This is a genomic window from Roseovarius roseus, assembly GCF_043355935.2.
Lineage (GTDB): Bacteria > Pseudomonadota > Alphaproteobacteria > Rhodobacterales > Rhodobacteraceae > Roseovarius > Roseovarius roseus.
The window spans coordinates 302,268-315,509 of sequence record NZ_JBHFPE020000002.1; the positions used below are offsets into that span (position 1 = coordinate 302,268).

14 protein-coding genes are annotated in these 13,242 nt (G+C 64.1%); 8 read left to right on the forward strand and 6 right to left on the reverse strand.

The window, feature by feature from the left end; genetic code table 11:
* Positions 1–25 precede the first annotated feature (25 nt).
* The 5 genes from ACEWPL_RS05370 to fsa form a co-directional block, all read right to left on the reverse strand.
* The gene (locus ACEWPL_RS05370) at positions 26–964 is read right to left on the reverse strand and encodes a tyrosine recombinase XerC (RefSeq protein WP_393933887.1); all 939 of its coding nucleotides are present in this window, start codon (positions 962–964) and stop codon (positions 26–28) included.
* A complete protein-coding gene (locus ACEWPL_RS05375; RefSeq protein ID WP_393933889.1) occupies positions 961–1,665 on the reverse strand; it encodes a DUF484 family protein in 705 nt (234 codons plus the stop codon). Before ACEWPL_RS05375 ends, ACEWPL_RS05370 begins: the two co-directional genes overlap by 4 nt.
* Before the next feature lie 135 nt (positions 1,666–1,800).
* Entirely contained in the window at positions 1,801–1,923 is a 123-nt protein-coding gene (locus tag ACEWPL_RS05380; RefSeq protein ID WP_393933891.1) for a hypothetical protein, read from the reverse strand.
* Positions 1,924–2,001: 78 nt separating this feature from the next.
* Complete coding sequence (locus tag ACEWPL_RS05385) at positions 2,002–3,468, reverse strand: Hint domain-containing protein (protein WP_393933893.1); 1,467 nt, start codon at positions 3,466–3,468, stop codon at positions 2,002–2,004.
* 203 nt (positions 3,469–3,671) lie between these two features.
* Positions 3,672–4,325 (reverse strand): fructose-6-phosphate aldolase, encoded by a 654-nt coding sequence (fsa, locus tag ACEWPL_RS05390; RefSeq protein WP_393933895.1) that lies wholly within the window; start codon positions 4,323–4,325, stop codon positions 3,672–3,674.
* Positions 4,326–4,426: 101 nt separating this feature from the next.
* On the opposite strand from fsa, the gene ACEWPL_RS05395 reads away from it, so the two are divergent.
* The 5 genes from ACEWPL_RS05395 (at position 4,427) to ACEWPL_RS05415 (ending at position 10,186) form a co-directional block, all read left to right on the forward strand.
* Positions 4,427–6,625, forward strand: a complete 2,199-nt coding sequence (locus ACEWPL_RS05395; protein WP_393933897.1) for a primosomal protein N' — start codon at positions 4,427–4,429, stop codon at positions 6,623–6,625.
* A 22-nt stretch (positions 6,626–6,647) separates the two neighbouring features.
* Complete coding sequence (locus ACEWPL_RS05400; protein ID WP_393933899.1) at positions 6,648–7,541, forward strand: DMT family transporter; 894 nt, start codon at positions 6,648–6,650, stop codon at positions 7,539–7,541.
* A 55-nt stretch (positions 7,542–7,596) separates the two neighbouring features.
* Positions 7,597–8,829: an MFS transporter gene (locus tag ACEWPL_RS05405; protein ID WP_393933901.1), complete on the forward strand. Its 1,233-nt coding sequence runs from the start codon at positions 7,597–7,599 to the stop codon at positions 8,827–8,829.
* A 21-nt stretch (positions 8,830–8,850) separates the two neighbouring features.
* On the forward strand, positions 8,851–9,723 hold the full coding sequence (locus ACEWPL_RS05410; protein WP_393933903.1) for a 50S ribosomal protein L11 methyltransferase: 873 nt from the start codon (positions 8,851–8,853) through the stop codon (positions 9,721–9,723).
* Between the two features lie 109 nt (positions 9,724–9,832).
* A complete protein-coding gene (locus ACEWPL_RS05415; RefSeq protein WP_393933905.1) occupies positions 9,833–10,186 on the forward strand; it encodes a hypothetical protein in 354 nt (117 codons plus the stop codon).
* 238 nt (positions 10,187–10,424) lie between these two features.
* Here the strand turns inward: ACEWPL_RS05415 and ACEWPL_RS05420 are convergent, their stop codons facing one another.
* Positions 10,425–10,622: a DUF1127 domain-containing protein gene (locus ACEWPL_RS05420; protein ID WP_393933907.1), complete on the reverse strand. Its 198-nt coding sequence runs from the start codon at positions 10,620–10,622 to the stop codon at positions 10,425–10,427.
* Between the two features lie 393 nt (positions 10,623–11,015).
* Between ACEWPL_RS05420 and ruvC the strand changes: the two genes are divergently transcribed.
* Genes ruvC through ruvB form a run of 3 tightly spaced genes read left to right on the forward strand, consistent with a single transcriptional unit; the run spans position 11,016 to position 13,199 of the window.
* Positions 11,016–11,510, forward strand: coding sequence for a crossover junction endodeoxyribonuclease RuvC (ruvC, locus tag ACEWPL_RS05425; RefSeq protein ID WP_393933909.1), 495 nt, complete (start codon positions 11,016–11,018; stop codon positions 11,508–11,510).
* Positions 11,507–12,169 carry a Holliday junction branch migration protein RuvA gene (gene ruvA, locus ACEWPL_RS05430; protein WP_393933911.1) on the forward strand — a complete coding sequence of 221 codons (663 nt, stop codon included), beginning with the start codon at positions 11,507–11,509 and terminating at the stop codon, positions 12,167–12,169. Before ruvC ends, ruvA begins: the two co-directional genes overlap by 4 nt.
* 4 nt (positions 12,170–12,173) lie before the next feature.
* Positions 12,174–13,199, forward strand: a complete 1,026-nt coding sequence (gene ruvB / locus ACEWPL_RS05435) for a Holliday junction branch migration DNA helicase RuvB (protein WP_393933913.1) — start codon at positions 12,174–12,176, stop codon at positions 13,197–13,199.
* The last annotated feature ends 43 nt before the right edge of the window (positions 13,200–13,242 follow it).

A 13,242-nucleotide genomic window follows, 5' to 3' on the forward strand; every position in this document is an offset into this window, starting at 1 on the left:
TAGGGGCTAAGGGGCGGGCGGGCAATCAGCCTTTGGCAGCGGTCTTGCGATTGGCTTTGGGATGGGCGCGGGCGTAGACCTGCATCAATCGGGCGGTGTCGACCGCCGTGTAGGCCTGCGTGGTCGAGAGCGAGGCGTGGCCCAGAAGCTCCTGAATGCTGCGCAGATCGCCCCCGGCATTCAGCAGATGGGTGGCAAAGCTGTGGCGCATCGCGTGCGGCGTCGCCGTGGCGGGCAGGCCCAGCTGCGCGCGCAGGCTTGCCATGACGCCCTGTATCGCCCGCGCGCTCAGCGCACCGCCGCGCGCGCCCTTGAAGAGAGGCGCATCGGGCGCGATGTCATGCGGGCAGGCGCGCATATAGGCTTCCACGGCCTCGCGGGTGGCGGGCAGGACGGGAACGACACGCTCCTTGCCGCCCTTGCCGGTGATGCGCAGGGTGGCGGGCAGGGGTGCGTCCGCGCCGGTCAGCGACAGCGCCTCGGATATGCGAAGACCGCAGCCATAGAGCAGCGTGATCACCGCCTGATCGCGCGCGGCGATCCACGGGGTCAGGGATTGAAACTCGGCCGTCTCGATCACACTTTTCGCGGCCTCGACGCTGAGCGGGCGGGGCAGCTTACGCTGAAACTTGGGACTGCGCGTGGCGAGGACGGCGGTCGGCTCGAACCCCTCACGCTCAGCCAGCCAGCGATAAAAGGACTTCACCGCTGAGAGCTTGCGCGCGAGGCTGCGCGCGCCGATGTCGTGCCCCCGCGCATGCGCCATCCAGGCCCGCATATCCGAGGTGCTGATGACTGCCAGCGCGCCCAGGCCCTGCGGCGCGCCCTTGTGCTGGGTGATGAAGGTCAGAAATTCGGTCACGTCGCCCTGATAGGCCGTGACCGTGTTGTCCGCCGCGCCGCGCAAAGCGCGCTGATGGTCCAGCCACAGCGCCAAGGCGTCCCGCGCGGCGGGCGAGATCATGACAGCCAGCGCCGCATGGCCCGCTCGAACACGCCCGCAAAGAAGGCCAGCAAATCGGTGCCCTGCTGCGGGGTGAACTGATGTGGATCCTCGGCGCCCAGTACCAGCATGCCGGGCAGGCGGCCGGATCCGAAATCCAGCCTCAGGCACGCTTCGGAGCGGATATGCGCCGCCGCCGTGCCATGCAGCGCGCCCTCGCCGCCGCTGAGCTGGCGCAAGGTCACCGGGCGCTCGCCGCTGCGGCCGTTCTCGATATAGCGCGAGACGAATCCCGGCTCGGCCACCGACAGGACATCGCCCAGCCGCTGCACGGCGGGATCATTGTCGTCCTGCACCGATTCGAGGATCAGACGCACCGAGGAGACGCGCAGGATGTCGGCCACTTCGCCGCCCAGATTGTGCAGGAACGCCTCGAATTCGGTCGGGTCCAGCATGCGCAGGATGGCGCGGTGCACCTGGTTGGTGCCTGCCAGATTGTCATAGGCCGCTGCGATCACGCTACGATGCGTGTCCTCCAGCCGGTCCAGCCGTGCCTCCAGCCGGTCCATCGCGATACCCCGCAGATCGACGATATTGCCGCCCATTGCCCGCTCGTTCGCGGCGATAAGCGCATGCATCAGGTCCTTGTCCTCGAGGATGACATCGGGTTGGCTGATGATCCGCTCGCGCAGGTGATCGTCCATCTTGGGATTGCTGCTCATGCTCACGCTCGTTTCTTGGTTTTGAGAAGTTGTAGCATGGGGTTGCGGGGAAATCTTCATCTGATTTGGCAGAGGACATGAAATTCCCGGCCCGCTCAGCGGTTCAAGGGTATTTCACGCCCTTGCGGTCCTCCGTCAGGCCTTCAGATAGGCCCAATAGCAAAACATGATGACAAGTACGATCACCACTTGGGCGACCATCGCCTTGATCAGGAATTTCGACCGCTTCAGGTCGTCTTCAACGTCGATTTTTTTCATGGGATGTCCTTTTTAAAAGGTCACGAATAATAGGCCGGAACAGGCCAAAAGTCAATCTGCGCAGCATTCGCGCCTGGATCATGATTTTCGTTTCAGCAGCCTCGCTTCTTGCTTGTTCACGCTGGTTCGCGCGGCTGGCCCGTAAATGGACGGGTCGCCGCGCAGCTGCGGGAAAATCTCGTATATTTCTTCCCGGATGTCTTCGTTCATGGCGCTGATCCCGACATCTCCGGGATGAAAGCTCTCGCTTTCCGCGCCTTCGGCCATAACGATTTCATGCGTGTCGAACAGCAGGTGGAAATATTCGACCTCGCCGCATTCCACCTGACGAATCGAGTGGTCATTGATCAGGTGTTTCGCGGGGACCAGCACCTCGTCCCGCCCAAAATACAGTTGGGCCTGCCAGCCTCGCAACAGCATCCGGTGCTGCGGCGACACCAGCAGATCTCGCGCGTTGGCCAATGCGCCGCGGCGGATTTTCACGGGGGCCAGCTTGCCCGAGCCGGCCACCACCATCGACCCTATCCAGCGAATGGGCTTGAGCGCCCCGTCTGCGGTGGCGACCATATCGCCCGCGCGAAGGTCTTCGATCAAGACCTCGCCGCGATCCGTCGTGATCCGTGTGCCACGGGCAAAACACACGACGTTTTCTTCTTCAATGTTCTTGTCTTTGACGCCGGGAGATTGCGTTGACAGAGTATCCTCACCCTTGCCGCCGTCAATCTCATCCAGATCGGCATCCGCACCGACCTTGATGCTATCGTCGCCGTCGCCAGCCTTGATTTTTTTGCCGGTCGCATCGTCACCAACGGTGATCGAATCGTCGTCCTTGCCCGTGTCGATTTCCTCGAAATCGGCACCATCACCGATCTCGACCATGTCCTGACCTTCTTCGGTTCGGATATTGCCGGCGGACAGGTCGTCGCCGATGGTCAGGCTGTCATCGCCCTCTCCGGACTCGATATCCTCCAAATCGGCGCGGTCGCCGATCTGGACCCTGTCATCACCCTTCTCGGTCGTGATGTTGTCGGCGGTCAAATCGTCGGCGATCGTGACGCTGTCATCCCCGTCGCCCGTGTCGATATCCTTGAGCGTCGCGCCCGACCCGATTATGATCGAATCGTCGCCCCCTTCGGTGTCGATATCCTTGGTCGTCGTGAAATTGTCGGCAACCGTCAAAGTATCGGCGCCGTCCTTCGATCCCTTGTATTCCTCCAGCGTGACGTTGTCGCCGATATTCACGGTCGCCGAAGAAGCCTCGCCCGCGTCAAGTTTGACCTTCGACAAGTCGACATCGTCGGCAACCGCGATGGACGGATTCAGGAATTCCTGGAATTTGACATCAAAATCGTTCGAGTTGCTGTCATTGAATTCAACCGAGAAATCCGTCTCGGTCCCGTTCGCGGCAGCGAATTGGGTATTTTCATTCGCAGTGCTGTCAAAAATGAACGTATCGCCGTCATTGACCTGAACCGTCCCTCCCGCGTTGATCTCATTGGGACCAAGAGGATCCTTGTCCTTGTCGACAATAATGAATGTGGGCATGGGATCGGGATACCATTCTGGGGGAGAGCACACGCAAGGCGCTACGTTCAAAGGTATTACATCTTAAAGTAGACATTCATTTTCGAATTTCAAACAAAGCCATGCGGTCTGCGATGGAATGGCGAAAAAACGCCATGCCAGCCGGACATGCATCGCCCGGCGGAACGGACCGCCGGGCGATGCGTTGCGGCCTGAAGGCGGGGTCAGACGATCTTCTGGCCCGTCTTGGCCCAATCCTTCATGAACTGGTCGAGGCCGGCATCGGTCAGCGGATGGTCGGCCATCTTCTTGATCACTGCGGGGGGCGCGGTCATCACGTCGGCGCCTATCATGGCGGACTGGTAGGCGTGGTTCACGGTGCGGATGGAGGCGGCGAGGATCTGGGTCTCGTAGCCGTAATTGTCATAAACCTGCCGGATGTCCGAGATCAGCTCCATCCCGTCGAGGTTGATGTCATCCAGCCGCCCGATGAAGGGGCTAATGAAGGTCGCGCCCGCCTTGGCGGCCAGCAGCGCCTGGTTGGCCGAGAAGCAGAGCGTGACATTGACCATGTTGCCCTCGTCCGAGAGCACCTTGCACGCCTTGAGCCCCGCCCAGGTCAGCGGCACCTTGACCGCGATATTGCCCGCGATCTGCGCCAGCTTGCGGCCCTCGGCGATCATTTCGTCCGCCTCGAGGGCCACCACTTCTGCGCTGACGGGGCCATCGACCATCCCAGCGATTTCCTTGGTCACGTCCAGAATGTCGCGGCCCGATTTCAGGATCAGGGACGGATTGGTCGTGACCCCGTCGACCATCCCCAGATCGTTGAGTTCTGCGATTTGATCGACTTCGGCGGTGTCTACGAAAAATTTCATGGCGGCAGCCCTCTTGGATGGATTGGAGTTTGTTGCCGGAACGTTTATCCCATGGGCGATCCCCGTGAAACCCTGAAAGGCCCGGAAAGGAAGATGCGCGCGTGACCGCCGGACCGGATTTCTTTGACGCAGGCGCGCTGATCGGCGTGCTGACGGCGCAGCCTCTGGACCGCGTGCTCGATTACCGCGCGCCAGAGGGCGGCTGCCATGTGGGCGCGTTCGTCGAGGTGCCGCTGGGGCCGCGCAAGGTGCTGGGCGTGGTCATGGGGCCGGGCGAGGGCGGCTATGACCTTGCGAAGGTGCGCTCTGTGATCCGCGTGCTAGACGTGGCACCGATGGCGCCCGAGATGCAGACTTTCCTGCAAAAGTCGGCTGATTACACCCTCACGCCGATGTCTGCGATGCTGCGCCTTGCCACCCGCGCGCCGGGGCTGGGCGATCCGCCCTCGATGCGCAAGGTGTACCGGTTGGGCTATTCCGAGCCGCCGCGCGTGACCGAGGCGCGGAGCCGCGTGCTGGAGGTGCTGGAGGGGCAGGGGGATCAGGCCTTTACCCTGAAGGAGCTGTCGGACGAGGCGGGCGTGACTTCCTCGGTCATCAAGGGGCTGGTCAAGCTGGGCGCGGTCGATGAGGTGGACACGCCCCGCGACACGCCCTATCGCCGCCTCGATCCGGCCCATGCCTCGAAAGAATTGACCGAGGATCAGCGCGCCTGCGCCGCCACCTTGGACGCTGCCATCCAGATGGGCTCCTATGGCACAACTCTCCTGCGCGGCGTCACCGGATCAGGCAAGACCGAGGTTTACCTTGAGGCGGTCGCGGCAACCCTGCGCGCAGGACGGCAGGCGCTGGTGCTGCTGCCGGAAATCGCGCTGACCGCCGAATTCCTCACCCGGGTGGAGGAACGTTTCGGCGCCAAGCCCGCCGAGTGGCATTCAGGCGTCACGATGACCGAGCGGCGCCGCTGCTGGCGCATGGTGGGCGAGGGTGGCGCGCAACTGGTCGTCGGCGCGCGTTCGGCGCTTTTCCTGCCGTTCCGCGATCTGGGCCTGATCGTCGTCGATGAGGAACACGACACCTCCTACAAGCAGGAGGATGGCGTGCTCTATAATGCCCGCGATATGGCCGTTCTGCGCGCGTCCATCTGCGGGGCGCAGGTGGTGCTGGCCTCAGCCACGCCCAGTCTGGAAACATGGGTCAATGCCGAAGCTGGCAAATACACGCGCCTCGACCTCAAGGCGCGGTTCGGCGCAGCCGTGATGCCCGAACTGCGGGCGATCGACATGCGCAGCGAAGACCTGCCCGGCAATCGCTGGATCTCGCCCACGATGCAGGCGGCGGTGCAAAGCCGCATTGAGAGGGGCGAGCAATCGCTGCTCTTCATCAACCGGCGCGGCTATGCGCCCGTCACCATCTGCCGCGCCTGCGGGCATCAGGTGGGCTGCGATCATTGCGACGCGCGCATGGTCGAGCATCGGTTCCAGAAGCGCCTGATGTGCCACCAATGCGGCGAGACGAAGCCGATGCCCGAAAAATGCCCCGCCTGCGAGGTGGAGGGCAAGATGGCCCCCGTGGGCCCGGGCGTCGAGCGTCTGGGCGAGGAAGCGGCCGCGCTGTTCCCCGAGGCGCGGGTCGCGACGCTGAGCAGCGACATGTTCGCCAGTTCCCGCGCGCTCAAGGAGCAGATCCGCGCCATTGCGGCGGGCGAGGCCGACATCGTCATCGGGACGCAGCTGGTGGCCAAGGGGCACAATTTCCCCTTGCTAACGCTGGTCGGCGTGATCGATGCCGATCTAGGCCTTCAAGGGTCGGACCTGCGTGCGGCGGAACGCACGTTCCAGCTGATGCGGCAGGTCGCGGGCCGGGCGGGTCGCGCGGAAAAGCCGGGCACGGCAATGCTGCAAACCTTCCAGCCCGAGCATCCGGTGATCCGCGCGATCCTCTCGGGCGACGAGGAAGGCTTCTGGCGCGCCGAGGCCGAGGAGCGCCGCCATGCGGGCGTGCCGCCCTTCGGGCGCATGGCGGGGATCATCCTCAGCTCGCCCGACATGCAGGAGGCGTTCGACGTGGGCACGCATCTGGCCCGCACCGATGGCCCCCTGCGCGAGATCGGCGCGCAGGTCTTCGGCCCCGCGCCCGCGCCCATCGCGCGGGTGAGGGGACGCCACCGCGTGCGCCTCTTGGTCAAGGCGCCCAAGGGCGCGGCGCTGCAGCCTGCGCTGGCGCGCTGGACCGGCGCGCTGCGCCTGCCGAATTCGCTGCGTCTCAGCGTCGATATCGACCCGCAGAGTTTTTACTGATGCGCGCGGCGGAGCAGGGCAGATGAGACCGCAGGTGTTGCCTCGCCGGTCGGCCAACCTGATCGGCAGCCTCTGGATGATCACGGCCATGGCGCTCTTTGCGGTCGAGGACGGGTTCATCAAGGCCGCCGCGACCAGCCTGCCTGTGGGCGAGATCCTGATGATCTTCGGCCTTGGCGGCGCGGCTGTCTTTGCGGGCGTCCTGCGCAGGAACGGGCTGCCCCTCTTTCGGCGCGAGGTCGTCTCGCGCCCGATGCGCATACGTGTCTGCTTTGAGGTGACGGGCCGTCTTTTCTGGGTGCTGGCGCTGGCGCTGACGCCGCTCTCTTCGGCCGCGGTGATCCTGCAGGCGACGCCGCTGGTGGTGGTCGCGGGCGCGGCCTTCGTCTTTGGCGAGAAGGTGGGCTGGCGGCGATGGACCGCCATCGTCATCGGCCTGCTGGGCGTTGTTGTCATCATCCGCCCCGGCGCGGACAGCTTTTCCCCGCTATCGGTGCTGGCGCTGATCGGCATGATCGGCTTTGCCGGGCGCGATCTGGCCAGCCGCGCCGCGCCTGCGGCCATCGGAACGGCGATGCTGGGCCTCTACGGCTTTCTCGCGATGGCTTTGGCCGGCGCACTCTATTCAGTCTGGAGCGGTGAGGCCTTTGCCCTGCCGGGCCCGCGTGCGGCCATGATGTTGGCGGGGGCCATCGCCTCGGGCACCATCGCCTATTCCTGCCTGATGAAGGCGATGCGGGTGGGCGACGTCTCGGCGGTCACGCCGTTTCGCTACACGCGCATCCTTTTCGGCATCGCGCTGGGCGTTGCGCTTTTCGGCGAGGAGATCACCGCGCCGATGGCGATCGGATCGGGCCTTATCGTCGCGTCGGGCATTTTCATCCTCTGGCGCAGTCGCGCGGGTGCCGCAAGCTAGGCGCCAAGAGCATATTCCCCTCGCCAAAATGCTGGACGCGGCGTAAAGCGGATTGATGACCCAGCTTGTCCCCCTTGGCGAGGCCCGCCACCTGCCGTTCTGGCGCAGGCCCATCACGCTGCTGTTCCTCATGGCCGCCGCGATGCCCATCGCCTTTGCCACATGGTCGGCGCTGCTCAACAATTTCGTGATCGAGGTGGCGCAGTTCGACGGGCACGATATCGGCTGGCTGCATACCGTGCGCGAGATCCCCGGCTTTTTCGCCATTGGGGTCATTGCCATCATCGTCTTCATGCGCGAGCAGGTACTGGGCCTCGTGTCGCTGATCCTTCTGGGGGCCGCGACGGCCATCACCGCGCAATTCCCGACGATGGGCGGCATCCTGACCATCACCATGCTCAGCTCGATCGGCTTTCACTATTACGAGACGGTGAACCAGTCGCTGCAACTGCAATGGATCGACCGCGCCCGCGCGCCCCAGATGCTGGGCTGGCTCTTGGCCGCCGGGTCTGGCGCGACACTGATCTGCTACGGCGGTATCGTCCTGCTGTGGGAGCCTTTGGGCCTGACCTACAACATCGTCTACATGCTCTCGGGCGGGATCACGGCGGCCATCGCCGTCTTTGCCCTGATCGCCTACCCGCAATTCGAGGCGCCTAATCCGCAGCTGAAACAGATGGTGCTGCGCCGTCGCTATTGGCTCTATTATCTGCTCCAATTCATGGCGGGCGCGCGCCGGCAGATCTTTGTCGTCTTTGCGGGCTTCATGATGGTCGAGAAGTTCGGATTTCAGGTGCACGAGATCACCGCGCTCTTCCTGATCAACCTTGTTGCCAACATGGTCTTTGCCCCGCTCATGGGCGGCGCCGTCGCCCGCTTTGGCGAGCGGCGCACGCTGATCTTCGAATATGCCGGGCTGATGGCGGTATTCCTCGCCTATGGAGGGATCTACATGTTCGGTTGGGGCGTGCTGCTCGCGGCGGCGCTCTATGTGATCGACCACATGCTCTTTGCGCTGGCGCTGGCGCTCAAGACTTATTTCCAGAAGATCGCCGACCCCGGCGATATCGCCCCCACCGCCGCCGTCGCCTTTACCATTAACCACATAGCCGCCGTGTTTCTGCCCGCGCTGCTGGGCTATCTGTGGCTGGTCTCACCAGGCGCGGTGTTCGTGCTGGCCGCTGGCATGGCGGGGATGTCGCTGTTATTGGCGCTGCTGATCCCGCGACACCCCGCGCCGGGGCACGAGACAATCCTGACCCGCCTTATTCCCGCCCCGGCGGAATAATCACCGCGAAAGACCCTATCCATGCCCACATATACCGCCCTCACCACCCTGACCGGCCAGACCAGCGCCGAGGCACTGGCTGATGCGCTGGACGAGCTCGAGCCCGCGCCGATGGGCATCGGCACGTTCGAGATCGAGGATGGCAGCGGCACCTGGGAGGTCGGCGGCTATTTCGAGGAGGCGCCCGATATCGCGGGCCTCGCACTGCTGGCGCAGGTGCATGGCGCGCGTCCCTTTGCCGTCTCCGAAGTTCCCGAGACCGATTGGGTCGCCCATGTGAAGCGCGAGTTGACGCCCGTCGCCGCGGGCCGCTTCTTTGTCTATGGCAGCCATGACGCGGACAAGGTGCCCGAAGGATGCCAGCCGCTGTTGATCGAGGCGGCGATGGCCTTCGGCACCGGCCACCACGGCACGACGCAGGGCTGCCTCCGCGCGCTTGACCGGCTGGCCAGTGCCGGTGCGCCGCATGCCTCCGTCGTGGACATCGGCTGCGGCACCGCAGTGCTCGCCATGGGCGCCGCGCGGATCTGGCCGGGCGTGATGCTTGCCAGCGATATCGATCCGGTGGCGGTGGATGTGGCCAAGGTGAATGTCACCGCCAACGATCTGGAAGGGCGCGTGCGCTGCCTCGTCGCCACGGGGCTGGACCATCCCGATCTGGCGGCAGCCGCGCCTTTCGATCTGGTCTTTGCCAATATCCTGAAAGGCCCGCTGATAGACCTTGCGCCGGATATGACAGCGGCCATGAGCACGGGAGGTCACGCGATTCTCTCGGGCATACTGAACGAGCAGGCCCAGGAGGTGATCGACGTTTATACGCAAGCTGGAAACAGTCTGGTCCATGCCGAGCAGATTGGTGACTGGACTACGTTGACCTTGCGGAAAATTGTCTGAAACAGCGCTGAAAAGCAGCTGAATTGAGGCGGTTGCCCCAGAATTGCCACAATTCGACCCTAGTTTTTCCAAGGGATCTGGCGGGGGGCCGGAAAACTGGAATCTGCTGATGTCTACGACACATACAAACACGCCCGAGGGGTTTGATGCGCGCATCAAGCGGGTGCAGAAAGCGCATAGTCATCTCGCACGCGGGTATAGCGCCAAGGTCGGGCGTGACGGGCTGATCGTGTTTCGGCCCAAGCGCCGCCGTCCGGGTATTCCGGTGCGCGGCATCCTGTTGGGCGTTGTTGCCTTTTTCGGGTTCAAGGCGCTGGTTTTGATGCAGCTAGGCGATATCGCGTATCAGGACCGCGTTGACGCGCTGGCCGCTGGCGGCGTCGCCGAAAAGGCCGGCGCATGGATCATGCAGATCGATCCTGTGACGCGTGTCATCGTGGCCCAAGTCGCGCCGCTGATCTGAACCTGGTCCCGCGCGGCTCGGTGTTTCGGGCAGCATGCCTCGAATATTCCCACAGTTCTTGAAGCCACAGTTGTTTCAACCGGAATTTTTTTGATCCCTTTCAGGGAGAGCCCTCGTGCCCGCTCGTGGCATGGGGATTTATTCATTTTCGGGAGGCGGTACGCAAAACGCGCGCCTCTGGCAGAAAGGCGCGCGTTTTAGTTTTGATCGTATGTTGCGGCCGTGCCGCGGCAGCCCATCAGCGGATGCTGAAGTTGGCGATGTCGGCGCGGGTCAGGCCGATATCATCCAGTTCGCGATCCGACAGGACCGACAGGGCCTTGCGTGTGGCGCGGGCGTCTTTCCATGCGGTGAAGGCAGCGGCGAAACGCGCGAAGCCGAGGCCGAGGGGCGCGGTCTGAAACTGGGTGGAGCGGGTGGTGTCGATAACGGACATTTCAGTCTTCCTTGGGTTTGCATGACGGGGTGTCATGGCGATTTGATCAAAGTCGATAGCCTGTGTGCTGCGGTGCAGATAGATGCGGCGCAGGCATCTGGCAATACCGCTTGTTGCATAGTCATCATGCGCCGGACGCATAGGTCGATACGGGTGTCATAGCCCTTTTTATTAACGCTTTTGTGACTTACCAGTAACAACAGCGAATAAATCACACGCCGAATGCTGCGGTGCGGCACAATTCGCCTCGATTGCCGCATCTGCACGGTCGCCTTTCCGGCCACCGCGCAAAGCTCTTGGCCCGCGTTCCCGTTTCGTGCTAAAGCCTTTCCCAAGCCGCGCAAAAGCGGAGACGAGGCGCCGGGCAGATCCGGCAGGCAGGGGCGACAGATCATGCGTGTTCTTGGGATTGATCCGGGATTGCGAAATCTCGGCTGGGGCGTGATCGACGTCGATGGCAGCCGTCTTTGCCATGTCGCCAACGGCACGCTCCACTCGGTCGGCGATGAGATGCCCGCGCGCCTCCTGTCGCTTTTTCAGCAACTGGGCGCCATCCTGATCCAATACGCGCCACACACCGCGGCGGTCGAGCAGACCTTTGTCAACAAGGACGGTGCCGGCACGCTGAAGCTGGGCCAGGCGCGCGGCATCGCAGTGCTGGCCCCGGCGCAATACGGGATCGAGGTGGGGGAATACGCCCCCAACAAGGTGAAGAAGACGGTCGTCGGCGTTGGGCACGCCACCAAGGATCAGATCGCCCACATGGTAAAGATGCAGCTGCCGGGCGCGGTCCTGACCGGCCCCGATGCTGCCGATGCGCTGGCCATCGCGATCTGCCACGCGCATCATTTCGCCAGCCGCGCCCGCATCGCGAAGGCGCTGGCATGATCGGGCGCATCGCGGGCCGCATTGATTATCGCGCCGCCGATCATGTGCTGATCGACGTGCGCGGCGTCGGCTACCTTGTCTATTGCTCGGACCGCACAATGCAGTCACTGCCCCGCGCGGGCGAACACGCGGCGCTTTATACGGATCTGCTGGTGCGCGAGGATATCCTGCAGCTTTACGGCTTTTTGACGCTGGTCGAGAAGGAATGGCATCGCCTGCTGATGAGCGTGCAGGGTGTGGGCGCCAAGGCGTCGCTGGCAATTCTCGGTGCGTTGGGCCCGGACGGTATCGGACGCGCGATTGCTCTGGGAGATTGGAATTCGGTCAAGGCGGCCAAGGGCATTGGCCCTAAAACCGCGCAGCGCGTCGTGAACGAGTTGAAGGACAAGGCGCCCGAAGTGATGGCCATGGGCGCAGGCCCTGCGCCCACCCCGCCTGAACCGGATGACAGCGTAATCGAGGCCGCGGCCCCCGCCGCGCCGCGCCAGGCCCCTGCCGGGCCCGGTCCGCAAGCCGAGGCGCTGTCGGCGTTGACCAATCTGGGTTACGCGCCGGGCGAGGCGGCGGGCGCCGTAGCGCAGGCGGCGGGCGAGGCCGAGGATGCAGGCACGGCTGATCTCATCCGCGCGGCGCTGAAGCTGCTGGCGCCGAAGGGGTGACGCGATGAGCGAGGCCCCCGATCCCACCCTGCGCCCCGAAAAGCTGGCCGAGGACGAGGGGCGCAGCCTGCGCCCGCAGGCACTGGATGCGTTCATCGGCCAGGCCGAGGCGCGCGCAAACCTGCGTGTCTTCATCGCCTCTGCTCGGCAGCGCGAAGAGGCAATGGATCACACGCTGTTTCATGGCCCGCCCGGCCTCGGCAAGACGACGCTGGCGCAGATCATGGCGCGCGAGCTGGGCGTCGGTTTTCGCATGACTTCGGGGCCGGTGCTGGCCAAGGCGGGCGATCTGGCGGCGATCCTGACCAATCTCGAGGCGCGCGATGTCCTTTTCATCGACGAGATCCACCGCCTGAACCCGGCGGTCGAGGAGGTGCTCTACCCCGCGCTCGAGGATTTCGAGCTGGACCTCGTCATCGGCGAAGGGCCCGCCGCGCGCACCGTCCGGATCGAGCTTCAGCCCTTCACGCTCGTCGGCGCGACGACGCGGCTTGGCCTTCTGACCACGCCCCTGCGCGACCGCTTTGGCATTCCGACACGGCTGCAATTCTATACCGTGGATGAGCTGCACGAGATCGTCGCGCGCAATGCCAAGCTGCTGAACATTCCTTGCGTGCCCGACGGCGCGCATGAAATCGCGCGCCGTGCACGGGGCACGCCGCGCATTGCCGGGCGGCTTTTGCGCCGGGTGGTGGATTTTGCGCTGATCGAAGGTGACGGCACCATCACCCGCGATCTTGCCGACAGCGCGCTGACGCGCCTAGGCGTTGATCACCTCGGCCTTGATTCCGCCGACAGGCGCTATCTGACCCTGATCGCCGAGGCCTATCAAGGCGGCCCCGTCGGCATCGAGACGCTGAGCGCGGCCCTGTCGGAATCGCGCGATGCGCTGGAAGAGGTGATCGAGCCTTACCTGCTGCAACGCGGCCTCATCCAGCGCACGCCACGCGGGCGGATGCTGACCCAAGGGGCGTGGACCCATCTGGGCCTTGCGCCGCCCAAGCCTGCCGGACAGGGCGATCTGTTCTAAAGGGCGGCGCGCGGATGCCGGATTCCGAATAAGTACTTTTGGA

Bases quoted from the DNA above. Each gene is read 5' to 3' on its own strand.
- ACEWPL_RS05370 (WP_393933887.1), bottom strand. From the start codon at position 964: ATGATCTCGCCCGCCGCGCGGGACGCCTTGGCGCTGTGGCTGGACCAT.
- ruvA (WP_393933911.1), top strand. From the start codon at position 11,507: ATGATCGGGCGCATCGCGGGCCGCATTGATTATCGCGCCGCCGATCAT.
- ACEWPL_RS05375 (WP_393933889.1), bottom strand. From the start codon at position 1,665: ATGAGCAGCAATCCCAAGATGGACGATCACCTGCGCGAGCGGATCATC.
- ACEWPL_RS05385 (WP_393933893.1), bottom strand. From the start codon at position 3,468: ATGCCCACATTCATTATTGTCGACAAGGACAAGGATCCTCTTGGTCCC.
- ACEWPL_RS05420 (WP_393933907.1), bottom strand. From the start codon at position 10,622: ATGTCCGTTATCGACACCACCCGCTCCACCCAGTTTCAGACCGCGCCC.
- ruvC (WP_393933909.1), top strand. From the start codon at position 11,016: ATGCGTGTTCTTGGGATTGATCCGGGATTGCGAAATCTCGGCTGGGGC.
- ACEWPL_RS05400 (WP_393933899.1), top strand. From the start codon at position 6,648: ATGAGACCGCAGGTGTTGCCTCGCCGGTCGGCCAACCTGATCGGCAGC.
- ACEWPL_RS05380 (WP_393933891.1), bottom strand. From the start codon at position 1,923: ATGAAAAAAATCGACGTTGAAGACGACCTGAAGCGGTCGAAATTCCTG.
- ACEWPL_RS05405 (WP_393933901.1), top strand. From the start codon at position 7,597: ATGACCCAGCTTGTCCCCCTTGGCGAGGCCCGCCACCTGCCGTTCTGG.
- fsa (WP_393933895.1), bottom strand. From the start codon at position 4,325: ATGAAATTTTTCGTAGACACCGCCGAAGTCGATCAAATCGCAGAACTC.
- ruvB (WP_393933913.1), top strand. From the start codon at position 12,174: ATGAGCGAGGCCCCCGATCCCACCCTGCGCCCCGAAAAGCTGGCCGAG.
- ACEWPL_RS05415 (WP_393933905.1), top strand. From the start codon at position 9,833: ATGTCTACGACACATACAAACACGCCCGAGGGGTTTGATGCGCGCATC.
- ACEWPL_RS05410 (WP_393933903.1), top strand. From the start codon at position 8,851: ATGCCCACATATACCGCCCTCACCACCCTGACCGGCCAGACCAGCGCC.